21 protein-coding genes are annotated in these 23,280 nt (G+C 65.4%); 10 read left to right on the plus strand and 11 right to left on the minus strand.

Annotated features, from left to right (window positions below; all coding sequences use genetic code 11):
• The 4 genes from CG471_RS18705 to CG471_RS18720 all read left to right on the plus strand — a co-directional run.
• On the plus strand, nucleotides 1–519 hold a 519-nt coding region (locus tag CG471_RS18705; RefSeq protein WP_180275739.1), incomplete at its 5' end, for a substrate-binding domain-containing protein.
• A 200-nt stretch (nucleotides 520–719) separates the two neighbouring features.
• Nucleotides 720–2,885: a TonB-dependent receptor gene (locus CG471_RS18710; RefSeq protein ID WP_099232953.1), complete on the plus strand. Its 2,166-nt coding sequence runs from the start codon at nucleotides 720–722 to the stop codon at nucleotides 2,883–2,885.
• A gap of 164 nt (nucleotides 2,886–3,049) precedes the next feature.
• Nucleotides 3,050–4,168 carry a DUF47 family protein gene (locus CG471_RS18715; protein ID WP_004208255.1) on the plus strand — a complete coding sequence of 373 codons (1,119 nt, stop codon included), beginning with the start codon at nucleotides 3,050–3,052 and terminating at the stop codon, nucleotides 4,166–4,168.
• A 15-nt stretch (nucleotides 4,169–4,183) separates the two neighbouring features.
• Nucleotides 4,184–5,185 carry an inorganic phosphate transporter gene (locus tag CG471_RS18720; RefSeq protein WP_004208257.1) on the plus strand — a complete coding sequence of 334 codons (1,002 nt, stop codon included), beginning with the start codon at nucleotides 4,184–4,186 and terminating at the stop codon, nucleotides 5,183–5,185.
• Nucleotides 5,186–5,258: 73 nt separating this feature from the next.
• Here the strand turns inward: CG471_RS18720 and CG471_RS30735 are convergent, their stop codons facing one another.
• Nucleotides 5,259–5,432, minus strand: a complete 174-nt coding sequence (locus CG471_RS30735; protein WP_004208258.1) for a hypothetical protein — start codon at nucleotides 5,430–5,432, stop codon at nucleotides 5,259–5,261.
• A 140-nt stretch (nucleotides 5,433–5,572) separates the two neighbouring features.
• Between CG471_RS30735 and CG471_RS18725 the strand changes: the two genes are divergently transcribed.
• Nucleotides 5,573–6,988, plus strand: a complete 1,416-nt coding sequence (locus CG471_RS18725; RefSeq protein WP_099232955.1) for a short-chain fatty acyl-CoA regulator family protein — start codon at nucleotides 5,573–5,575, stop codon at nucleotides 6,986–6,988.
• Between the two features lie 89 nt (nucleotides 6,989–7,077).
• Here CG471_RS18725 and CG471_RS18730 read toward each other — a convergent pair whose 3' ends face one another.
• The 4 genes from CG471_RS18730 to CG471_RS31715 all read right to left on the minus strand — a co-directional run bounded on the left by CG471_RS18730 (nucleotide 7,078) and on the right by CG471_RS31715 (nucleotide 12,722).
• Nucleotides 7,078–8,526 (minus strand): hypothetical protein, encoded by a 1,449-nt coding sequence (locus tag CG471_RS18730; RefSeq protein WP_099232957.1) that lies wholly within the window; start codon nucleotides 8,524–8,526, stop codon nucleotides 7,078–7,080.
• Nucleotides 8,527–8,557: 31 nt separating this feature from the next.
• Complete coding sequence (locus tag CG471_RS18735; protein WP_097385715.1) at nucleotides 8,558–8,878, minus strand: hypothetical protein; 321 nt, start codon at nucleotides 8,876–8,878, stop codon at nucleotides 8,558–8,560.
• Between the two features lie 215 nt (nucleotides 8,879–9,093).
• Nucleotides 9,094–11,502 carry a TonB-dependent receptor gene (locus CG471_RS18740; protein WP_099232959.1) on the minus strand — a complete coding sequence of 803 codons (2,409 nt, stop codon included), beginning with the start codon at nucleotides 11,500–11,502 and terminating at the stop codon, nucleotides 9,094–9,096.
• A 383-nt stretch (nucleotides 11,503–11,885) separates the two neighbouring features.
• Entirely contained in the window at nucleotides 11,886–12,722 is an 837-nt protein-coding gene (locus CG471_RS31715; RefSeq protein ID WP_037490471.1) for a cold-shock protein, read from the minus strand.
• Between the two features lie 234 nt (nucleotides 12,723–12,956).
• Here CG471_RS31715 and CG471_RS18750 point away from each other — a divergent pair, with 234 nt between their 5' ends.
• The 3 genes from CG471_RS18750 to CG471_RS18760 are packed head-to-tail and all read left to right on the plus strand — an operon-like array spanning nucleotide 12,957 to nucleotide 14,800.
• Complete coding sequence (locus CG471_RS18750) at nucleotides 12,957–13,574, plus strand: ribonuclease D (protein ID WP_010338324.1); 618 nt, start codon at nucleotides 12,957–12,959, stop codon at nucleotides 13,572–13,574.
• Between the two features lie 21 nt (nucleotides 13,575–13,595).
• On the plus strand, nucleotides 13,596–14,243 hold the full coding sequence (locus CG471_RS18755) for a hypothetical protein (protein WP_004208264.1): 648 nt from the start codon (nucleotides 13,596–13,598) through the stop codon (nucleotides 14,241–14,243).
• Entirely contained in the window at nucleotides 14,243–14,800 is a 558-nt protein-coding gene (locus tag CG471_RS18760) for an LptA/OstA family protein (RefSeq protein ID WP_099232961.1), read from the plus strand. The genes CG471_RS18755 and CG471_RS18760 overlap by 1 nt, the downstream gene beginning before the upstream one ends.
• A 540-nt stretch (nucleotides 14,801–15,340) precedes the next feature.
• Here the strand turns inward: CG471_RS18760 and CG471_RS18765 are convergent.
• The 5 genes from CG471_RS18765 to CG471_RS18785 form a co-directional block, all read right to left on the minus strand.
• Entirely contained in the window at nucleotides 15,341–16,195 is an 855-nt protein-coding gene (locus CG471_RS18765) for a hypothetical protein (protein WP_004208267.1), read from the minus strand.
• A 104-nt stretch (nucleotides 16,196–16,299) separates the two neighbouring features.
• Nucleotides 16,300–16,893 carry a histidine phosphatase family protein gene (locus CG471_RS18770; protein ID WP_099232963.1) on the minus strand — a complete coding sequence of 198 codons (594 nt, stop codon included), beginning with the start codon at nucleotides 16,891–16,893 and terminating at the stop codon, nucleotides 16,300–16,302.
• The gene (gene kdsB, locus CG471_RS18775; protein WP_099232987.1) at nucleotides 16,890–17,690 is read right to left on the minus strand and encodes a 3-deoxy-manno-octulosonate cytidylyltransferase; all 801 of its coding nucleotides are present in this window, start codon (nucleotides 17,688–17,690) and stop codon (nucleotides 16,890–16,892) included. Before kdsB ends, CG471_RS18770 begins: the two co-directional genes overlap by 4 nt.
• An 8-nt stretch (nucleotides 17,691–17,698) precedes the next feature.
• Nucleotides 17,699–18,706, minus strand: coding sequence for an SIS domain-containing protein (locus CG471_RS18780; protein ID WP_004208270.1), 1,008 nt, complete (start codon nucleotides 18,704–18,706; stop codon nucleotides 17,699–17,701).
• Between the two features lie 298 nt (nucleotides 18,707–19,004).
• Nucleotides 19,005–20,003: an NAD-dependent epimerase/dehydratase family protein gene (locus CG471_RS18785; protein WP_099232989.1), complete on the minus strand. Its 999-nt coding sequence runs from the start codon at nucleotides 20,001–20,003 to the stop codon at nucleotides 19,005–19,007.
• Nucleotides 20,004–20,175: 172 nt separating this feature from the next.
• On the opposite strand from CG471_RS18785, the gene CG471_RS18790 reads away from it, so the two are divergent.
• On the plus strand, nucleotides 20,176–21,312 hold the full coding sequence (locus tag CG471_RS18790) for a GNAT family N-acetyltransferase (RefSeq protein ID WP_099232965.1): 1,137 nt from the start codon (nucleotides 20,176–20,178) through the stop codon (nucleotides 21,310–21,312).
• Complete coding sequence (locus CG471_RS18795; protein ID WP_099232967.1) at nucleotides 21,309–22,181, plus strand: cupin-like domain-containing protein; 873 nt, start codon at nucleotides 21,309–21,311, stop codon at nucleotides 22,179–22,181. The genes CG471_RS18790 and CG471_RS18795 overlap by 4 nt, the downstream gene beginning before the upstream one ends.
• On the opposite strand, the gene CG471_RS18800 is transcribed toward CG471_RS18795, so the two are convergent.
• Nucleotides 22,159–23,229: a GNAT family N-acetyltransferase gene (locus tag CG471_RS18800; RefSeq protein WP_099232969.1), complete on the minus strand. Its 1,071-nt coding sequence runs from the start codon at nucleotides 23,227–23,229 to the stop codon at nucleotides 22,159–22,161. The genes CG471_RS18795 and CG471_RS18800 overlap by 23 nt on opposite strands.
• Nucleotides 23,230–23,280 lie beyond the last annotated feature (51 nt).

Below are 23,280 nucleotides of genomic sequence, written 5' to 3' on the forward strand. Positions count from 1 at the left end.
ACCCTGGACCTGAGCGTCCAGTCGGCGGTCGAGGCGGCGCGGGCTATCGAATCGCTGCGCGCCGACATCGCCTATTTCTATGCGCTGGAGGAGCCGGCCGGCTTGTCGTCGCGCTATGGCTGGTCGGAACAGGTCAATCTCTATGCCGGGGCGGACCATCCGCTGGCGCGCGCGGGCAGCGTATCGCGCGGCGACCTGACCATTACCCCGCAACTGGCGGTCGATCCGCGCAACGGGCTGCGCCCGATCATCGACGCGGCGCTGGCGCGCGGCGGCGCCCGGCTGGGCCCGGTGATGCTGGAAACCGACAATATGTTCGACATCATCACCGCCCTGCGCGAAGGCGCGGGCTGTTTTGCGGCGTTCGGCCCGATGGCGCGCGACCTGGGGCGGATGAGCGGCATTCGCCGGCTGGCGCTGGACGTGCCATTGCCCGCGATCGAGGTGCGCCAGACCGTCAACGAACGATCGCTGTCGCGCCCCGGCGTGCAGGCACTGGCGGATTTCCTCTTCCTCTGACCGGCAAATGATGGCGGGATTGCGCGGCTGATCCGTCTTGGCGGCGGGTAATATGCTGCGCGCCATGCCGTGCAAAAATGCAACAGTTGGTGGTGAATGCGGCAGAAACGGCCTTCATTTCGCCGATCGTATATTGATATGATGTATCATGACCGATACGCGGAAGCCGACCCACATATTCTGCAAGGATAAAAAGCCTGATGCTTCGTTCCCCGTCGCTGCGCGCCGGCTGTGCCCTCACGGCCCTTTGCTTGGCATGGCCCGCCGCCGCCCAGACCGCAGCCCCCGCCGACACCCAGGCCGATGGCAGCTATCATGACCCGCGCAGCGACATCGTCGTCACCGCCCTGATCCCCCGCAGCCAGGGCGACATATTGTCCGGCACATCGATCGTCACCGGCGAGGAACTGACCCGCAGCCTGCGCCCGACCATCGGCGAGACGCTGGCGCGCCAGCCCGGCGTGTCGGCCACCTCCTTTGGCCCCAACGCATCGCGCCCGATCCTGCGCGGCTTCCAGGGCGAGCGCGTGCGCATCCTGACCGACGGCATTGGCAGCTTCGACGTGTCCAACACCTCGGTCGACCATGCGGTCGCGATCAACCCGCTGACCGCCGACCGGATCGAGGTGCTGCGCGGCCCGTCCGCCCTGCTCTATGGATCGTCGGCGATCGGCGGCGTGGTCAATGTGATCGATAGCCGCATCCCGCGCCGCGTGCCGGACGAGGCGATCCATATCGACGCGATCGGCACCTATGGCAGCGCCGCCAACGAACGCAGCGGTTCGGGCGAGATCGAGGTGCCGCTGACCGAGAATTTCGTCGTCCATGTCGATGGCAGCTACAGCAAGACCGACAATCTGCGCACCGGCGGCTATATCCTGTCCAAGGCGATGCGCGAGATCGCCGCCGCCTCTGACGAGGAGGAAATCCAGGACAATGCGCGGCTGAAGGGCAAGCTGGCCAATACCGCGGCGGAAGTGTGGGAAGTGGCCGGCGGCTTTGCCTATATCGGCGATGGCGGCAATCTGGGCATGTCGATCTCGCACAGCGAGAACACCTATGGCGTGCCGTCGCGCCTGGAAGTGGCCGAGGAACATGACCATGATCACGATCATGACCACGATCATGAGGAAGAGGGCCACAGCCACGAGAATGTGACGCTGGCGATGAAGCAGACCCGCGCCGACCTGCGCGGCGAGGTCGCGGTCAATGGCGGCTTCCTCGACAGCATCCGCCTGCGCGCGGGCTGGGCCGATTACCAGCATCAGGAAATCGAACCGTCGGGCGAAATCGGCACCACCTTCAAGAACCAGTCGATGGAAAGCCGGCTGGAATTCGTCCAGGCCGACCGCAATGGCTGGCTGGGCGCATCGGGCGCGCAGTTCTTCACCCGCCGTTTCCAGGCCGATGGCGAAGAGAAGTTCCTGCCCAAGAACCAGACCGACCAGTTCGGCCTGTTCACGCTGCAGTCGCTGGACCTGGGCGACACGCGGCTGGAAGCGGGCGCGCGCTATGAACATACCAAGCTGCAGTCGGACCCGGATGCCGACCTGTTTGCCGAGGCCAGCCAGCGCAGCTTCAACGCCCTGTCCGGATCGCTGGGCATCAGCCAGACGATCATGCCCGGCTGGCGCGTGGGCCTGAACCTGTCGCGCAGCGAGCGCGCGCCGTCGGCCGAGGAGCTGTTCGCGCGCGGCAATCATGCCGGCACCCAGGCGTTCGAGCTGGGCAATCCCGATTTCGGCAAGGAAAAGAGCTGGGGCGTGGAAGGTACGCTGCGCGGATCGGGCAATGGCTACAGCTTCAGCCTGGCCGCCTATCATAACTGGTTCAGCGGCTTCATCTATGAAAGCGTGGTCGACGACAGCGTCTGCCAGGCGGCCAATGGCGGGGCCGAGATGGAATTCCCCTGCTATGCCTATGCCCAGGCCGATGCCCGCTATTATGGTTTTGAGGCCGAAGCGTCGGTGAAGCTGGCGCAGGTCGGCAGCTATGCGATCAACATTGACGGCGTCGCCGACTATGTCCGCGCCACGATCAAGGGCAATGGCCCGGCGCCGCGCATTCCCCCGCTCCGCCTGCTGGGCGGGATCGAGGCGCAGGGCGCTCGGCTGAGCGCCCGCGCTGAGCTGGAACATGTGTTCGAGCAGGATCGGGTGACCGATTTCGAGACGCCGACCGATGGTTTCACCATGGTCAACGCATCGATCTCGTTCAAGCCGCTGGCCGGCAATGACCGCACCACGCTGATGCTGTCGGCCAACAATATCTTCGACGTGGAAGCCAGGCGCCATGCCAGCTTCCTGAAGGATTTCGCCCCGCTGGCCGGGCGGGACATCCGCCTGACGGCGCGCATCTCGATCTGATCCGCCTCCCGGCCTCGCCCAGCGGGGCGCCGGTCGCTCCCTTCGCCTGCCCCTCTGGGCGAAGGGAGCGATTGCAAAAAATGACATTTTCGTTACATAGCGCCGATGGAACGCGCTGCGGCAGAGCATGAGGATTCGGGCAGGTCGCCCGTAAGCCGCCGATAATGCGCCAGATTGCCGCTCTCCCCTATACCAGCGACCCGATCGACGGGTCGATGCAGATCCTGCTGATCACATCGCGTGACACCGGGCGCTGGGTGATTCCCAAGGGCAATCGCATCAAGGGGCTGGCCGGCCATCGCGCCGCGGAAGTCGAGGCGTTCGAGGAAGCGGGCATCCATGGCATCGCCTGTCCCGCGCCGATCGGCCGATACAGCTATGACAAGCGCAAGCGCAGCGGCAAGTCGCGCGAGGCGAATGTCGAGGTTTTTCCGCTTGCCGTGACCGGCCATCTGACGCAATGGCCCGAAAAAGGGCAGCGCGAGCTGCGCTGGTTTTCCGTCGCCGAAGCCGCAAAGGCCGTCGACGAACCCGAACTGCAATCGATCATCGCGGCTTTCCGCGAACCGCCCGCCGATCCGGGCTGGTTCCTCCGGTTGCTGCTGTCGATCCGCGAGAAGCAAAGTGAAAGGACTGGAATGCTGCGCTGGTTTCACGCGCTGATGCCCAAGCAGGGGCGTTTCTTCGAGCAATTCGAAGACCATGCCGCGACTCTGGTCGCCGGCGCCGACGCCCTGGCCAAGCTGCTCAAGGGCGGCCCGGACATGGACGCGCATATCAAGGAGATTTCGGACCGCGAGCATGAGGCGGACGACATCATCCGCGAGGTGCTGCAGGACGTCCGCCGCATCTTCGTCACCCCGTTCGACCGCAGTGCCATCACCGGCCTGATCGGCGTGATGGACGACGCAATCGACCAGATGAACCAGACCGCCAAGGCGATCGCGCTCTATGAGGTCAAGGATTTCGCGCCGCAGATGCAGGACATGAGCGCGCTGATCGTCGAATGCGCGCGGATCACGGCGGAGGCGATGCCGCTGCTGCGCTCGCTCAACATCAATTCGGCGCGGCTGCACGAGCTGACCGAACGGCTGGTCAAGCTGGAAGGCCATGCCGACATATTGCATGAGGCGGGCCTCAAGGCCCTGTACCAGCAAGCCCGCGCCGGCAACCCGATGGACTTCATCGTCGGCAACGAAATCTACAGCCATCTGGAAAAGGTGACGGACCGGTTCGAGGACGTCGCCAACGAGATTTCCGGCCTGGTCATCGACCACGCCTGACAGGCCTGACCGGATATGGAAGCCCATCTCGCCTTCCCGCTGCTGATCGCGCTGATCGGCGTTGCGCTGCTGTTCGATTTCCTGAACGGCCTGCACGACGCCGCCAACTCGATCGCGACCATCGTGTCGACGCGGGTCCTGAAACCCCAATATGCGGTCGCCTGGGCCGCATTCTTCAACTTCATCGCCTTCCTCTTCTTCGGCCTGCATGTCGCCGAGACGGTGGGCAAGGGCATCGTCAGCGCGGACATCATCGACGCCTCGGTGATCTTCGGCGCGCTGATGGGGGCGATCGCCTGGAACCTCATCACCTGGGGCCTGGGCATCCCCTCCTCCTCCAGCCATGCGCTGGTCGGCGGCCTGCTGGGCGCGGGCACGGCCAAGTCGGGCCTGTCGGCAATCGTGTGGAGCGGCGTGTTCAAGACCAGCGCGGCGATCGTGATCTCGCCCGCCGTCGGCCTGTTCCTGGCGCTGATGCTGGTGCTGGCGATCAGCTGGATCTTCCGCAAATTCACGCCGCAGGGCGCGGACCGGGTGTTCCGCAAGCTGCAGCTGGTTTCCGCATCGCTCTATTCGCTCGGCCATGGCGGCAATGATGCGCAGAAGACGATGGGCATCATCGCGGTGCTGCTCTATTCGCAGGGGCTGCTGACCGGCGGTTTCCATGTGCCGATGTGGGTGGTGCTGAGCTGCCAGGCGGCGATGGGCCTGGGCACGTTGCTGGGCGGCTGGAAGATCGTCCACACCATGGGATCGAAGATCACCCGCCTGACCCCGGCGCAGGGCTTCTGCGCAGAGACCGGCGGCGCGATCACCCTGTTCATGGCCACCCATCTGGGCGTGCCGGTATCGACCACCCACACCATCACCGGCGCCATCGTCGGCGTGGGCGCATCGCGCCGGCTGTCGGCGGTGCGCTGGAACGTCGCGTCGAGCATCATCGTCGCCTGGGTCGTGACCCTGCCGGCGGCGGCCGCGATCGGCGCGCTGTTCTATGGGCTGACGCGTTTGTTCTGATCGGAACAGGCCGAGACAAGAAAAAGGGCGCGGGAGTGATCCCGCGCCCTTTCTCGTTCAGGCACTCCGCCGGTCAGGCAACGCGGCCGAGGCGGTGGTAGAGATTGGCGTATTTGACCGATTCCGGCTGGTCCTGCACTTCCTTGAGATAATGGGCGATGGCGGTGCGGATCAGGCCGAAATCCTCCTGGCTGAAGACCGCGCGCGAGCGGGCGGGCTGGGGCGCTTCCATCGTATCGGTCGTCATCTTCCTGTCCTTCCTGCCTTGTGACTGTGCTGGTTGATGACAGCGATATTGACAGGTCGAGGGCAAAGCGGAAGGGCGATGAGTGGCCACAAGTCACGGCACGACTTGTTCATATTGTCAAATCGTGACAATATGACCTTATGGCAGATGTGACCGACCGGAAGCTCTATCTCGGCCCCAAGCTGCGCGTGCTGCGCCGCGAACTGGGGCTGAACCAGACGCGCATGGCCGAGGAACTGGGCGTATCGCCCAGCTATCTCAACCATCTGGAGCGCAACCAGCGGCCATTGACGGCACAGATGCTGCTGCGGCTGGCCAATACCTATGACATCGACATTCGCGACTTCACCGCCAGCAGCCAGGATGGCGCAGCGAGCGACCTGGCCGAGATATTGTCCGATGCGCTGGTACGGGACATCGGCATCGCGCGCGACGAAGTGCTGGAGGTGGCGGAAAATTATCCCGGCGTCAGCGAGGCGATCGGCCGCTTCTATCGCGCGCTGGCCGACCTGCGCCGCCTGCCCGAGCAGATGCAGGCGAGCGGGCGCGGCGCCGCCCCTGCCCCGCTGGTCGCGCCGGTCGACTGGTGGCGCGAGACGGTGGCCAAGGCCGGCAATCATTTCGCCGAAATCGACGCCGCGGCCGAAGGGATCGCCGCGCAGCTGGAGGAAGACCCGGCGCTGTTGCAGGCCGGGCTGCGCGCGCGCCTGAAGGAGCGGCATGGCATGGCGGTGCAGATGGTGCGTGCCGATGTGCTGGCCGGGACAGTGCGCCATTATGACATGCACCGGCGGCGGCTGATGCTGAGCGAGCGACTGCCGGCATCGGGGCGACTATTCGCCATGGCCTATCAGCTCTGCGCACAGGAGATGGCCGACCTGATCGCGGCACAGGTGACGCGCACTGCGCCGCCGGACGAGGACAGCCGGCGGCTCGCCGTCATTGCGCTGACCAACTATGCCGCCGCGGCGCTGATCATGCCCTATGACCGCTTCCGCCAGGCGGCGGAGGCAAGCCGGCATGATCTTCCCCTGCTGCGCGCGCGCTTCGGCGTGTCGACCGAGCAGCTGGCGCACCGGCTCACCAGCCTCAACCGCACCGGCGCGCGCGGCATCCCCTTCTTCATGGTGCGGATCGACCGGGCGGGGATCGTGTCCAAGCGCTTCGATGGCGAGGCCTACCCCTTTGCCCGCTATGGCGGAACCTGCCCACGCTGGGACGTGCATGCGGCCGACGCGCCCGACATCGTGCTGCCGCAACTGATCGAGACGCTGGACGAGCGACGCTTCCTGACACTGGCGATCGCCCTGCCCCGCGGCGATGGCGCGCGCGGGCGGCAGGTGATTGCGCTCGGCTGCGAGGCGAAACATGCCGGGCGGATCATCCATGCCGATGGCATCGATACCGAGCGCGACGATGCGGTGACGGTGGGGCCGACCTGTCATCTGTGCGAGCGGCGCGACTGCCCGGACCGGGCGTTGCCGCCGGTGACGCGCGCACTGGACCTGCACAGCTATGAGCGGACCGCCAGCCCCTTCCCGTTCCGGCGGGTATGATAGGCGCTCCGCCCCGCCCCCTTCACTGAGAGGGGCCCCGACCGTCGCCGGGAAGAAGGGGGCGGAAACGGAGCGCCTGCCGCCAACCCTCAGGCTGCTACGGGTCTGGGTTGGGGCGATCTGGCGGAGCGGTTCTTCACGCGGCGCATCGGCAGGTTGCGGCAATGGCGCTTGAAATAGACGATCTCCAGCAGGGTCGGCCAGATTTCGAGTGAGGAGCGGATCAGCCCGACCTCGTCATCGACCATGCGACTGACATTCTGCTGGAAGAAATCCGGCTCGAAATCATAGAAGGTGCGTGACAGGCCAGCGGCAAAATGGCCCAGCGCATCGCGCCGTTCGGTCGTGCGCGCGTCGGCCATGCTCTTGAGCACCCGGTCATGCAAGGCGCGGGCGCTGTCCAATATCTCTTCGCTGTCCTGCAAGCTGACCGCACCATCATAGTCGAAGGCGATCGACCATTCGTCGGTGCGCTTGAGGCTGGTGCGGATCTTGCGCTTGAGCAGGCCGCAGATCGCTTCGTTGAACACCTCCGACGCCAGCGGATTACGCATATAGCTGTTCTTGATGTGGGTCTGGGCGGAATCGACATGGGCCGAGACCATGTTCGACTGCTGGATCCACAGGCGATAAATATAATCCTCGAACCGCAAGCGCGTCGGGAAGAAGGGCGGCAGGCCGGTGCGATTGTCATAACCCGCGACGCCGCAATCCATTCGCCAGTTGAGATTGGTGAGGCAGGGGCGGAAATTGACCAGCACATAGGTGTCGTTGAGCCGTTCGGCATCAACCTCGTCCGGATCGTCGAGGAACATGTCGACGAAATCGACCGCGTCGATATCGTTGGTGCCGGTGCGGAAGGTCTGCGCCATCTTCACCACCGCCGATCGGGGCAGCCGCCCCTCCTGCAGGGTCAGGCTGTTTTCCCGCGCGAAGCCGAGCGAATTGTTGGATTCCAGATCCATCGCGCTGTCGATCACCAGTTCGCCCTGGTCGTAATTGGCCGGCGCGTCGGCCACCGTCTTGCCCAATATGTCACGGAAGGATTCGAGGATGTCGTAGGATTTGCGGGTGTGACCATTGGCGCCGCGCGGGATGGTCTTGCCCCGGCTGATTTCCCGTTCGCCCAGCGTTTCCGGACTGTCCTCGATCAGGGCATAGGGGCGCATGTCGTCGTCGGCGCTGACCATCAGGTCGCCCAGCGTGTACATCAGAGTGAAGTTGCGATTGCCGCCATAGCTGGGGCGGAAGAGGTTGCGGACCAGCACGTCGAGCTTGCGGTCGCGCAGCCGCTTGCAGATGTAGGAAACGAACTGCTCCTTTTCGGCCGGGCCGACATACCAGAGGTCGTTGACCGTCTTGGTCGCCTCCAGCGCGCCGAAATATTTGTCATGATTGGCGACCGAGGAATCATCGAAGACGATGATCGGCGCGGTCTGGCCGCTACGGGCGAAATTCTCGTCATAAGCCTCGACGGTCGCGCCGACGTCGCGCAGGCGATAGGTCGGGATCACGAAATGCAGGTCGCGTTCGCTCACAAATTTGTCCTTTGGGAATATGGGAAGGGGTTCAGTCGCGCCGGGCGCGGGCGGCCAGAAAGGCCGCGAGCGGGGCGCGATCTTCGGCCAGGATCAGGGGATCGCGATGACCGTCGCGCTGCGCCTGGCGCCGGTCGAGGTCACGGCGCCAGCCATCGCGCAGGCGCACGCCCTGGCAGAGCAGCAATATGCCGAGGCTGGCGAAGCTGAAGCTGGCGAGGGCCAGCGCCATTTCCAGCGGCGCCGATGCAGGGCCGTCCAGGGTCAGGGCGCGATGCAGCAGCGAACTGCCGGCCGCCGCGCCGACGAGCAGCAGGCCAAGGCCACGCCAGGCGAGATCTCGCCGGGTCATGATGCCCGGCTCCGTTGCCATGCCGGAGGAGCCAGGGTGGCGCGCGGCCGGATCGACAGGCGTCCGGTGAGCCGTGGCCGATCGCTGCGCCGCCCGGCATCGGCCGGGGTGGGAGGAGGAGGTCGGTGGGTCATGGGACAAGGGACTTAATGGCCCCCGCCGGTCAAATTCCAGCCGACCTCCGGCCCGTTTTCATAGTATTTGCATAGGGATGATCAGCGGCCGCCCAGCAGACCGCTCTTCACCGTCAGTTGCAGCATCACCGCGCGCGGGGCGCCGAGCGAACCCAATATGTCGCCTTCGCGCACGGCGTTGGTGCCGGTGCCGGCCGCGCTCGCGCCCACCACCGATCCGCCGACGATGATCAGCTTGTTGGTGAGATTGCGGCCGATCAACGACAATTCCCAGGGCTTGCCCGCGCCGCCATTGATCGAGAGGGCGGCGTTGAGCTGGACATAATCATCCTGCAGCGTCCTGGGGTTGCCCTCCGTCTGGGTGACATAGGCGCTGCTGTAATTGAAATCGACCGACAGCGATCCGCCCAGCCGGTCGGCGAAGCTGTGGTCATAGGTGAAGCCGCCGGTGATCGCGATTTCGGGCGCGCGGAACAGGCGTTGGCCGGTCTGGTCCTGATTCTGATAGGGATTGGCGGCCGTGCCCCAGGTCGATTGCGGCAGATTGGGGTTGAGCGGATTGAGATTGCAGCCCTGCGCGATCGACTGGCCCGCATAGCAGCCGCCGATGAAATCGGTGTAGCGGGCGTTGTTGTAGGCGATCGCCGTGTTGAACGTCAGGCCCGCGAGCGTGCGCGGCCGGATGGTGAGGCTGAGTTCCGCGCCCTTGATCTCCGCCCCGCCCGCATTCTGGGTCAGCTGGGTGAAGGAGGCATTGTCGTAGCGCGAGAGCTGGAGCCCGCTATATTTATAATAATAGCCGATCAGATCGTAGAGGATCTGGCGATCGGCGACATAGCCCTTGGTGCCGATCTCGCCGCCCTTCGCGGTCATCTGGTCATAGGAGAGGTCGATCGCGGCGCGGCTCTGGTCCGCATCGGTGCGCAGCCGCGTCGGCACGGTGTTGAAGCCGCCCGAGGTGAAGCCCTCGCGATAGGCGGCATAGACGGTGCGATCGCTGTCGGGGCGCCAGGTGAGTGTCACGTCGGGCGAGAAATCGGTATAATTCTGCTTGGGGCCGAGAATCTGGATCGGGCTGCCGAGCGAGGTGCCGGTCAGCGACTTGTCTTCCCAGCTATAGCGGCCGCCGACGGCCAGTTCGAGCGGGTCCGCGATCTTGTAGCGCAGCTGGCCGAAGACCGAGGTCGCCTTGGTATGGACGTCATAATAGGTCGATCCGACCACGAAGGGCGTGCCGAAATTGGTGGTGAAGGCCTGACGCGTGAGGAAATGGGCGTCCTGGAAGAAACCGCCGACGAGGAAGTTCAATGGCCCGTCATAGTCGGACGCGAGGCGCAGTTCCTGGCTGACCCCCTTGGCGGTGATGTCGTTCGACGCGCCGAAATAGGGATTGTTGGAGAAGGTGAAGCTGTCGACCGAGCGTTCGCGCAGGCGGTAATAGCCGGTGACCGAGGACAGGGTGTAGGCGTCGCCCAGATCCTGGTCGATGCTGAGCGAGGCGAGGAACTGCTTCGACTTCATGAAGGGCACGCCATCGCCATAGCTGGGATCGCTGGCGGCGGTCGCCGGCGCGAGGATGGCGTCGTAGAAATTGCGGTTGAGCGTGCAGTCGGTCGAGCCATAGCGGCTGACGCTGGCGGGGCAGTAGATGATCTGGCTGAGGCCGGTGGGGCCGACGCCGTCCCGTTCGCGCTGGCCATAATTGACCTTCGCCTTGATCCGGGTCGATCCGCCCGCATCATAGGCGAGCGTGCCGCGGACGAAGACATCTTCGGAATTGAGGCTGTCGGCGCCGCGCCCCGGCGTGATGCCGGCGATCGGTTCGGCGACGTTGCGGAACCAGCCATCCTCCTTGGAATAATAGCCGACGACGCGGGCGGCGAGGCCGTCGGTCAGCGGCACCGAGGCGCTGGCCTCGACAAAGCGCTGGTCGGCCATGAATTCATAGCCGGTGCGCAGCTTCGCCTCGAAATCCTTGCCCGGATCCTGGGAGATGAGCGAGACGATGCCGCCCGGACTGTTCTTGCCATAGAAGAGCGCCTGCGGCCCCTTGAGCACCTCGACCCGGCCAAGGTCGATCTGGCCGAGGCGGATGGCGTTGCCATAGCTGATCGGCACGCCGTCGAAATTCAGGGTCACGGCGGTTTCGGTCGAGGGATTGGAGATGCCGGCGCCGATGCCGCGCAGGTTGATCGAGCCGCCGACCTGATTCTGCGATTCGGCAATGACCAGTTGCGGTACCTGCTGGCTGATCGCCTGGAAGCTGGTGGTGGCATAGCGTTCGATCTGGTCGGTCGAGAGCGCCGAGACGGCAACCGGCACGTCGATCAGCCGCTCGTCACGCTTGCGGGCGGTGACGATGATCTCCCCTGCCCCGGCGTCAGCCTGGGGCACGGGTGCAGCGACATCCTGCGCCTGTGCGGTTGCGAGCATCACGGCCGGGCCGGCAGCAACTGTGGCCAGCAGACGGCCGATCAGGGCCTGCTTCATATCATCCTCCCATCGGGTCAGGCCCTGTCGACAATGCCGCAAGGCTCATTCCATTCGGGACGATTATGATCCTAGGCTAATGGTCAGGCAAATTCGCCGAATTGATCTATCTAGCAAATGATCATCAGAAAAACATGCCGATCAACATGTTGATCAATTACACATAAACATCGAATTTACGGCATTTTTGATCCGAATATCATCGGACATTTCTCTCGATATTTACGATCCATGCGCCACATTCAGGCGCATCGCTTTGACGATATATGGCGACCTGTCGGCTGATCGAGATGAACGGCAGAAACGAAAAAGGGGCCGCCGGGCAGGCGACCCCCTTCGATATTCCTGTCACGTCGCCCGTACGGCGAACGGGCGACGGCCGATCAGTCGGCCTTGGACTGGAGATTGACGGCCGCGTACTTGCCGCGACGATCGACTTCCAGTTCGAAGTCCAGACGGTCGCCCTCGTTCAGGGCGCCCATGCCGGCACGTTCGACAGCGCTGATGTGGACGAAAGCGTCCGGCTGGCCGTCATCACGCTGGATGAAGCCGAAGCCCTTCATGGCGTTGAAGAACTTGACCGTGCCGCTGGCGCGTTCGCCGGTCAGCTGACGCTGCGGGCCACGCTCTGCACCACCGAAACCACCGGCGCGGGGTTCGCGCGGTTCACGCGGCGGCGCACGATCGGTCACGGGGAGCGGTTCGCCGTCGATGACCAGATCGGTCGCCGACACCTTGCCACCACGATCCACCAGGGTGAAGCCGAGCGGCTGACCTTCGGCCAGACCGGTCAGGCCGGCCTGCTCGACCGCGCTGATGTGAACGAACACGTCTTCGCCGCCATCGTCACGAACGATGAAGCCGAAACCCTTCTGGCCGTTGAAGAACTTGACGACACCCTTGCCTTCGCCAACGACCTGGGCCGGCATGCCGCGACCACCGCCGCCGCCGCCACCAAAGCCGCCACCGCCGCCGCCGAAGCCACCGCGGCCACCGCCGCCGAAACCACCGCCGCCGCCGCCGAAGCCACCGCGATCACCACCGCCGAAGCCACCACGACCACGATCACCACCGCCGAAGCCGCCACCGAAGCCGCCGCGGTCACCAAAGCCACCGCCGCCGAAGCCGCCGCCGCTGCCCTGGTCGTAGAAATTGTCGTCGCCGAAACCGTCGCGCTTGTCCTTGCCGCGCCCGCCGCGGCGCCCTCTGTCAAAACTCATGCCCTGTTAGTCACTTTCGCTTCGCCCCAAGACACATTGGACAAACATGTCGGGCGAATGACATGCACAATCCACCGCAAAGTCGCGGTTTGGGAATCACTATATCAAGTTTTCCGGGCAGCGCGAATGATTTCGCATATCGGGCAAAAAGAGCGCCCGCAGCGCCGATTTACAGGCCCTATCTGCCAAAGCCTTGATTGCGATATGGCCCGTTTCCCCATAGAGGGAAAAGTCATGACCGTCCATTTCCATGAAGAAGATCTGCCCGAGGGCGTCCTTGCCCCCGGCCCGATCGCCGTCGATACCGAAACCATGGGGCTCATCACCCCGCGCGATCGCCTGTGCGTCGTCCAGATCAGCGACGGCAAGGGCGACGAGCATCTGGTCCGCTTCAACCCCGGCAGCGACTATGCCGCGCCGAACCTGAAGGCGGTGCTGGCCGATCCCGAGCGGATCAAGATCTATCATTTCGGCCGATTCGATATCGCCGCGATCCAGCATTATCTGGGCGTGGTGGCAGCCCCCGTCTATTGCACCAAGATCGCGTCCAAGCTGGTGCGCACCTATACCGACCGCCACGGCCTGAAGGAGCTGGTCCGCGAACTGCTGGGCCAGGACATCAGCAAGCAGCAGCAGTCGAGCGACTGGGGCGGCCCGAACCTGTCCGACGCGCAGAAGGATTATGCCGCGTCCGACGTGCGCTTCCTGCACCAGCTGAAGACCGAACTGGACAAGCGCCTGACCCGCGAAGGGCGGATGGAACTGGCCCAGGCCTGTTTCGACTTCCTGCCCCATCGCGCGGCGCTGGACCTGGCGGGCTGGCCCGAGAACGACATCTTCTCGCACATGTAAGCGACAGGGCGGCAGGCAGACATGTCCATCCAGGCCGAGCAACAGCGCAACGTCCGCCGCCATTGGGCCCGGCCGGGTGGCAGCCATGACAAGCTGGTGCGCCTGCTCAAAAATTATCTGCCGGTGGCGGTCGGCGTGCTGACCGCCCTGCTGGCCATGGCCCCCTTCACCGGCGGCGACAAGGTCAGCTTCGTGCTCGACAAGAACAAGGTCGAGGTGGCGAAGGAGCGGATGCGCGTGTCCGAGGCGCTGTATCGCGGACAGGACAGCAAGGGCCAGCCCTTCTCGCTGCGGGCCGGTTCGGCCGTGCAGAAAAGCTCACGCGAGCCGATCGTCGACCTGAACGACATGGCCGCGCGCATCCTGCTGCCCGAAGGGCCGGCGGTGCTGAACGCGCAGAAGGGCCGTTACGACATGGAGACCGAGCGTGTCGCGATCGTCGGCCCAGTCCAGTTCGAGGCGGCCGGCGGATATCGCCTGGTCACCCGCGACGTCGGCATCGATTTGCAGACGCGACGGATGAAGAGCGCGGGCCGGGTTGACGGGCGCATCCCGATCGGCACGTTCAGCGGCGACCATCTGGAAGCGGACATGAATGCACGCACGGTCACGCTCAACGGCCGGGCGACCTTGCGCATCGAACAAAATGGCCTCAAAGGGCAAAAGTGATGAAACGCACCCTCATCCTGCTGTCGACCGTTGCGCTGGGCGCGACCGGCCTCCTCTACGCCGCCGCCGATGCGCAGGTGTTCAAGAATCATGACAGCAATGCGCCGGTGAACTTCACCGCCGACCGGATCGAGGTACAGGACCGCGCCGACCGGGTGGTGGTATCGGGCAATGTCGAGGTGACGCAGGCCGGCATGACGCTGAACGCGGCCCGCATGACCGTCGCCTACAAGCAGCAGCCCAATGGCGCGGCCAGCACCGGCAATGGCGTGGAAATCCAGCGCATCGACGCGTCGGGCAATGTCGTCATCACCAAGGCCGACCAGACCGCGCGCGGCAATGTCGCCATCTACGACCTCAATGCCAAGCTGATCACCATGGTCGGCAATGTCTCGCTGACCCAGGGCGTCAACCGCCTGACCGGCGGACGGCTGGTGATGGACCTCAACAGCGGTCGCACCACGGTCGACGGCCGCTCGACCGGCGGCGCCGGCACATCGACCAGCCCCAGCGGCCGCGTGTCGGGCACCTTCACCGTGCCGCAGCGCAAGAACTGATCCTGGGTTCGGGAGGCCGGGCGACGCGTTTCAGGCGGTCCAACGGCTATCGATTTCCGTCATTGATGCCGGGCTTTGGCGGCTAACGACCAGAAGCGGACATTCCTCCCCGGAACGGGGAGGTGGCAGCGCGAAGCGCTGACGGAGGGGCAGGTGCCTCTTGGCGCTGCGCTATCCGGCCTGTGCCCCTCCACCACTCGCTGCGCGAGCGGTCCTCCTCCCCGTGCCGGGGAGGAATGTCTTGTTTCCACCCAGAAGTGGGCATTCCTCCCCGGAACGGGGAGGTGGCAGCGCGAAGCGCTGACGGAGGGGCAGGTGCCTATTAGTGCTGCGCTATCCGGCCTGTGCCCCTCCACCACTCGCTACGCGAGCGGTCCCTCTCCCCGGTACGGGGAGGAATGTCTACTTCCCACCCTCCTGGCCATTTAGCTGGCATCGTGCCGATGCCGTCCCATATCCGGGACAGTCGCCCCATGGCCCCGGATGTTGCTTGCTCCGCACCAGGGACGCTGGCCTTTGGCTGCTTGGCTGCGAAATCCGTTATTTCTTCGGGAACAGCAGGGTGAAGATCATGCGAATGCCCCATTCGGGGCCGCCGTCGGGCGAGACGGCATAATATTTGCCGCCAAGGCCCACCTGCACCGCCTGGTCGCCGACCTTGGTCAGTTGCGTGACGGTGAGATTGACCGGCACCAGCCAGTCCTTGCCCTTCCAGTCATAGGCCGCTTCGGCATTGATGCCATAAGTGGTAGCATGGGACGTGGTGTGGCTGAAGAAGGGCTGCATGAAGCTGGCGCTGACGTCGGAACGGTCATCCTTGCCGGCGATCGACCAGATATGGTTGCCGAGGAAACCGACCGTGTTCTGGCCCATCTGCTTGAGCAGCACGACGGTCGGGCCGGCGCCCCATTTGTCCCCGCCCAGATAGCGATCGGTTGCCGAGGGATAGAGGATGGCGGGGCCCACGCCCCAGATGATGCCCTTGTTTGCCTTGGGCGAGAAGAAGAAGCTCTGGGTGATATCGCCAAGGCCGAAGGCATCCGTGCCCGGTCCCTGATAGCTATTCTGCGCGACGACCGGCACGATGGTGCGCACGATCATGTTCCAGTCCTTGCCGACGCTGATCGGCACCACCGGCTGGATGTTGAGCGTCGACTTGATGCCATCATCCCCCGCGCCAAAGTCGAGATTTTCCTGGAACGGCACGCTGATCAGCGATGCGACCGGGTTGGACAATTGCAGCGCCAGATCCTGGTCGCTGCCGCCCGCCGGCGGTGGGCCGGAGGTGATGGCAGGCGCTGCCGGCGAGCCCGCATCCTGCGCGATCGCCGGCAGCGGCGCCATGGCGACCAGGGCCGCGAGGCAGGCGATCTTGCGATGATATCCCGTCTGCATGGCCAAGCGCCTTCCCCTTTCGAACATTGTGCGCGGGGACAGAATGACCCGATCAAGAGCGGGGGCCAATCGCGGGCTTTGCGGAGATCGGCCGGGAATAATCCCTAGGGGCGCTCGTCCCAGCGCAGCAGCCGCACCTGGCCCGGCGCATCGACGACCAGTTCGCCAAAGGCCCCGGTGCGCAGCTTGAGCTGGCCATGAGCGAGGCCCAGCGCCAGCAGGGCGAAGCGGGCGGCGCCGTTGCTGGTGACCAGCAATTCCGTCCCCTCCCCTGCAGCCATGAACCAGTCGCGCCAGGCGGCGATGCGCGCGGGGGCGTCGACGGTCCAGCCATCGGGCACGATCCCGTCCCGGTCCCAGGCGGCGATCGCCGCTTCGCCAAGACGCGCCACGACGGTCGCCTCCGGCTGCCCCTCGTCCGGGCCATGGTCGATCTCGTCGAGCCAGGGCAGGATGGCGTCGACCGGATGCTCGAGCGCGGCCGCGATCGGCGCCGCGGTCTGGCGCGCGCGCTGCAACGGGCCGCTATAGAGGCGCACGGTGCCGAGCGACCGGGCCGCGAAATAGCTGGCGAGACGCTGCGCCTGGGCCATGCCGCTGTCGACCAGCGGAATGTCGGTGCCGGCCCCGACCCGGCGCGCATCGGCGCTGGAAGCGAAGGTGTTGCCGTGGCGGATGACGAAGATGCGCCGGCTCATGACAGGGCCGGCGTCGGGTCTCCATGGGCGGCGATCAGCGCCTCGACCCGCTGGATGTCGGCCTCGGTATCGATGCCGCTGCTGTCGAAGACGGGCGGATCGACCGGGATGGTCATGATATCGATGCCCAGTTCCAGCAGCCGCAACTGCTCCAGCCCTTCCAGATTTTCGAGCGCCGTGGGCGGCGATGCCTCGAACCGGGCGAGCGCATCATGGGCATAGCCATAAAGGCCGACATGGCGCCAGACGGGGGATATGGGACCGGCGGCACGCAGCCTGTCCTCGTCGCGGATGGCGGGAATGATCGTCTTGGAGAACCAGAGCGCCCTGCCATCCGCACCGCGCGCGCAGGTCGTGCCGCTGAAGGGCGAGCGTTGCTTATGCTCGCGCAGCGCATCGAGCGCGGCCCAGTCGAGCCCGATCACCGGGGTCGCGACCTGCGCGCCGGCATCCAGCGCCTCGATCACCGCGCCCAGCGCTCCCTTGGGCTGGAAGGGGGAATCCCCCTGGAGATTGACGACGAAGTCGGGCTGCGTTGCCTGCGCGCGGGCGGCAGCGAGCGCGCGGCCGGAGCCGGTGGCGATCGCGCTGTCGGTCATCACCGCGTCACAGCCGGCGGCCTGCGCATGGGCCGCAATCTCGTCATCATCGGTGGCGACGACCAGAGCGACGCCGGCGCGCACGCCGATCGCCGCGCGCGCCATGGCGATCGTGCGATGCAGCAGGCTGCGCCCCGCAATAAGGCGCAGCGGCTTGCGCGGCAGGCGGGACGACCCCGCCCGCGCCGGAATGACCACCAATATGGTCAGGCGACCCCGGCGTGCAGCAGGTCGTGCATGTGAAGCGCGCCGACCAGATCGCCATCCTCGCACACGAACAGCAGGGTGATGTTGCGGTCATGCATGATGCGCAGCGCTTCCGACGCCAGTTCGTCGGGACCGATCGACTGCGGCGTCACGGTCATGAAACGGCCGACCGCATCGGTCAGATTCTGCTTGCCGGTCACGGCCCGGCGCAGATCGCCATCGGTGAAGGCGCCGATCAGCTGGCCACCCTGGTCGACGATGGCCGTGCCGCCAAGGCGCGCACGGGTCATCTCGATCGTGGCGTCGAGCAGCGAGGAATCCTCGCACACTCGCGGCACGTCGCTGCCCGCCGACATCAGTTCGCGCACCTTGACGAGTTGCGCGCCAAGCCGGCCATTGGGGTGGAATTTGTAGAAATCGTCGGCCGAAAAGCCGCGCATTTCCATCAGCGACATCGCCAGTGCGTCACCAAAGGCCATCTGCAAGGTGGTCGAAGTGGTCGGCGCCAGCATGTTGGGGCAGGCTTCACGCACCGCCGGCATCAGCATGCAGACATCGGCGGCCTCGGCCACGGTGCTCTGCGCCTGCGCCGTCATCGCCAGCAGCGGGACGCCGAAGCGCTTGCAATAATGGATGATCGGCCCGAGTTCGGTCGATTCACCCGAGTGAGACAGCATCAGCACGACATCGTCCGGCGTCACCATGCCCAGATCGCCATGGCCGGCATCGGCCGGATGCAGGAACAGCGCGGGCGTGCCGGTGGAGGTGAGCGTCGCCGTCATCTTGCGCGCGACGATGCCGCTCTTGCCGATGCCGGTGACGATCACGCGCCCCCGGACATTGATGATGATACCGACGAGCCGCAGGAAGGCGGCGGAAAATTCCCGGTCGGAAAATTTGGCTTCGAGTGTATTGAGCCCCCTGGCTGCCAGGGCGAGACTGCTGCACGCCGTCTCCACAATATGCGCACCCGAGCCGAAAGGAACGATCTTCGAAACTGTCGACACGCTTCTTGCCCTTTTTTCCGCGTATCGCCGCCGACATGCTCCGGCTGACGCCCGCGGTGTCGATGCGCCTTGCCAGCGCAGCGTCCATCCCTTGTTCCGCGACCCCAGGCCGATTTTGCAATCAGCACCCTGCAACTGTCTACGCCGTTTCAGGCACTTATGGCAATCCATTTCGCAAGTGCGGCAACGGCCGCTTTAGTCGGAAGGCAGGGGAAATGGACCAGAAATACAGGATGAGATGAGCCAAATCATCGACAAGCCGAGGAACTTTTCGACAACTCGACATATGCCGCAATACTCACAGGCGATGATAGTCGCGATACCATTTGACGAATCGGGGTACGCCCGACTCGATCCCGGTGGTGGGCGCAAAGCCGATATCCTGGGCGATCGCGCTGATGTCGGCGAAGGTCGCCGGCACGTCGCCCGGCTGCATCGGCTGGAAGTCCAGTTGCGCCTTGCGCCCCACAGCCTCCTCCAGCACGGCGATCAGGTGCATCAGTTCCTCGGGCCGATTATTGCCGATATTGTAGAGCCGGTGCGGCGCCCGGCTGCCGCCCGCCTTGAGCGCGCCATCATCGCCCGGCGGTGAATCAAGACAGCCGATCACCCCGGCGACAATGTCGTCGATATAGGTGAAGTCGCGCTGCATCCGGCCATGGTTGAAGACCGGGATCGCTTCACCGGCGAGGATCTTCTGGGTGAAGATCCACATCGCCATGTCGGGCCGCCCCCAGGGACCATAGACGGTGAAGAAGCGCAGCCCCGTCATCGGCACGCGGAACAGATGGGCATAGGTCTCGCTCATCAGCTCGTCCGCCCGCTTGGTCGCGGCATAGAGAGAGACCGGATGATCGGTGCGATCCTCGACCCGGAAGGGCAAGCTCTCGTTGCCGCCATAGACGGACGAGGAAGATGCATAGACCAGGTGACGCACCCGCCGTTCCCGCGCCAGTTCGAGCATGTTCACATGGCCGGCGAGGTTGGAGCGGACATAGGCATGGGGATTGATCAGCGAATAGCGCACGCCGGCCTGGGCGCCGAGATGGACGATCGCCTCGATCGGATGATCGGCGAGCAGCGCCTGAAGCGCGGGCATGTCGGCAAAGTCCAGCTCGGCGAAGGTGAACAGCTTGCCATGGCGCTGTTCGAGCGCCGCGATCCGGTCGCGCTTGAGCGAGACCTGATAATAGTCGTTGAGATTGTCGATGCCGATCACGGCGCGCCCATCGGCCAACAGCCGGTCGGCCACCGCCATGCCGATGAAGCCGGCCGCGCCGGTTACCAGGATCGTCAAAGCGTCATCCTCCTTGATCGGGCCGGCAGGCGCGTCGCCGCCAGAGCCATGGCGGTTCACAGACAATCCGACGCGCGATGTAAAGCCCTTTCCCTCATAAGCCGTTCGATACAGGCTTCCATGCGGCGGAATACTTAGGCATTCCCTAATCTTTCCCGGCTAAGGCGAGGCGATGGACATGGCAGCGCACCCATCTCCCCCCTTTTCATCCGACAGCCTGGCGCTGACGGACCCGCGCGCGCGCTGGGCGACCCTCGCCGCAGAGGCGGCCGAACCCAACGCCTTCTACGCGCCCGACCTGCTGGCAGCGGCGATCGACCATCTGGCCGGCAGTGGTGACGTGCGTTTGATCGAGGCGCAGGCGGATGGCGAACTGATCGGCCTGTTGCCGGTGACGGTGCAGGCGCGCCATGGCCGCTTGCCGATCGGCTGCGTCGCCAACTGGATGCACGACCATTGTTTCTTCGGCGCGCCGCTGATCCGGCGGGGCCAGGAGATGGCGGCGTGGCGCAGCCTGCTGGCGCAGCTGGACGCGGCGGAATGGGCGCCCCACTTCCTGCACCTGCGCGCGCTGGACGCGGCCGGCGCCAATGCCGCCGCGCTGGAGGCGCTGTGCGTCGAACAAGGGCGCGGCCGGCGCGAAGTGCATCGCCATGACCGTGCAATGCTGCGATCCGACCTGTCGGCCGACGCCTATTGGGAAACCCATGTCCGCGCCAAGAAGCGCAAGGAAATCCGCCGCCTGCAGAAGCGACTGGCGGAACTGGGAACGGTCGAGCAGCGATTGCTGGACGATGGTGCCGACCTTCCGCGCTGGTGTGGCGACTTCCTGGCACTGGAGGCGTCCGGATGGAAGGGCCGCGAGGGCAGCGCACTGGCGAGCAGGCCGGATGACATCGCCTTCTTCCGCGCCGCCTGCGCCGCAGCCTTTGCGGCGGGACGGCTGCATTTCCTTCGCATCGACCTGGATGGCCGGGCGATCGCGATGCTGGTCAATTTCCGCCATGGCAACGGCGCCTTTTCCTTCAAGATCGCCTTTGACGAGGAGATGGGCCGCTTTTCGCCCGGCGTGCTGATCGAGATCGCCAATCTGCATGCGGTGCAGGATGACCCGGCGATCGGCTGGATGGACAGCTGCGCCGCCGCCGATCATCCGATGATCGACAGCCTGTGGGCCGAGCGCCGCAGCATCGTCCAATATCGTATCGCCCTGCAGGGCAAGGGCGCGACGCGCCTGCGCCGGGCAGCGGCCTTTGCATTGGCCGGCGGGGTCGAACGGATCGCCAGCCGCATGAAAGGACAGGAATGACCGTGCATAGCCCGATGGCGCCGGCCACCGACGCGCCGCATTTTTCGGACAGCGCCCGCGCCGCCTTCGCCGCCGCCTATCCCGACCAGCCGACCAAGCTGACGCATCAACTGGTCGGGCATGAATTGCTGACACTGGATGTGCTGGCGACGCTCGCCGAGCGGATGCCGGCGAGCGCGGTCGAATATAATCTGGGCAAGCTGCCGTTGGGCGTGCGGCCGGAGGATACGCCATCCAACGGGCTGAGCCTGGGCGAGACGATCCGCACGATCGAGAGCAATGGCAGCTGGGCGGTGCTCAAGAATGTCGAGCGCGACCCGGCCTATGGCGCGTTGCTGGACGCGGCGCTGGCGGAGCTGGAGCCGATCGTCGCGCGCAGCACCGGGCCGATGCTGCACCGCGAGGCGTTCATCTTCCTGACCTCCCCCGGCAGCGTCACCCCGTTCCACATGGACCCGGAGCATAATATCCTGCTGCAGATCATGGGGACCAAGGTGATGACCGTGTTCCCGGCGCGCGACGAGGAACTGGTGCCGGCGCAAAAGAGCGAGGAATTCCACAATGGCGGCCATCGCAACCTGATCTGGCAAGACGGGTTCAAGGCGCGCGGCACCCCCTTCCCGCTTAGCCCCGGCGAGGCCGTGCATGTGCCGGTCAAGGCGCCGCACTTCGTGGAAAATGGCCCGGCCGTGTCGATCAGCCTGTCGATCACCTGGCGGTCCGACCGCAGCGTGGCGGAGGGCGAACTGCACAGTTTCAACGCCCTGCTGCGCAAGCGTGGCCTGCCGACCGGCGCGGTGAGCGAACGCCCCGAGCAACAGGGCATTCGCCGCTTCGTCTATCGCGTCATGCGGAAGCTGGGCGTTTAAGGATCCTGCGCGCCAGCGCCTCGGCTTCCAGCCGGGGGCTGAAACGCTCGACATGCCACCATTCCAGCGCCTCCTCGCGGGTCGAGAGGCTCTGTTTGTAGCGATCCTTGCCCGCGAGCAGCGAATAGAGGCTGAGGCCCCGTGTGGCATAATGGCCGACGGCAGCGGCGTGACAGAGCAGGCCCGGCTTGTCCTTGGCGGTGCGCGGCTGGGCGAAGGCGGACTGATAGTTCATCGCCTGCCCGTCCTGCACGAAATTGACCAGCAGGCCGACCGGGCCGCCGGCATCGGCAAAGCGCAGCAGTTCGACCGCGCCCGATGGCAGGCCGCGCGCCGCAATGGTGGCGACGAACTGGCGAAAGCCCTGATCGTCCCACGCATTGTCGGCATGGCGCCCCCTATTGAGCGCGGCCATCTCGTCCAGCCAGGGGGCGATGTCATCCAGCGTGCCGACCGCGACATCGGGCAGCGGGCCACCATGATCCTTCATCGCGCGGCGGATCTGGCTGCGCGTGTTGCTGCTGAGCAGCGAGAGATAGTCGCCATCGGCGGCACGCACGGCATCGAGATCGACCTGGTAGACGGGCGAGGCATCGACCCGCAATTTCCGCCGGGACGGCAGGCCAAGCAGCGGCGAATCCGGGGCGATGCCGCTCAGCCGCAACACACGCCAGTCACGGCGCCGGGCGATGGCGTCGATCGCGGCAGCGACGGCCGCCGCCTCCTGCCCGCGCGCGGCGAGCAGGCCATTATATTCGACATAGGGCCGATCCACCGCCGGATCGCCCGACTGGTTGAGGCTGAGCGTCGCCACCGGGCCGAGCAGGCGCGGGCGCATCGCATGGCCGACGAGCGCCAGCGCGACATCCTGTCCAGTATCGTCGGTGACGGCGAGCAGCTCGGGCCGGACGCCATAGCTGTCGAGCCAGGCGCCCACCCAGGTCCAGCGCAGGAAGAAGGACGCATCGCTGCGCGCCTCCAGCGCCTGCCAGCGGGCGGCCAGCGCCGACCGGTCGGTCGGCAGGGAGAATGTCGCGGTGAGCCCCATCGCGCCCCTCTTGTGACAGAGCGGCGGCGGGAATCAAGCGCTTGCGCGATG

This window comes from Sphingobium sp. IP1 (assembly GCF_002708645.1).
GTDB lineage: Bacteria > Pseudomonadota > Alphaproteobacteria > Sphingomonadales > Sphingomonadaceae > Sphingobium > Sphingobium yanoikuyae.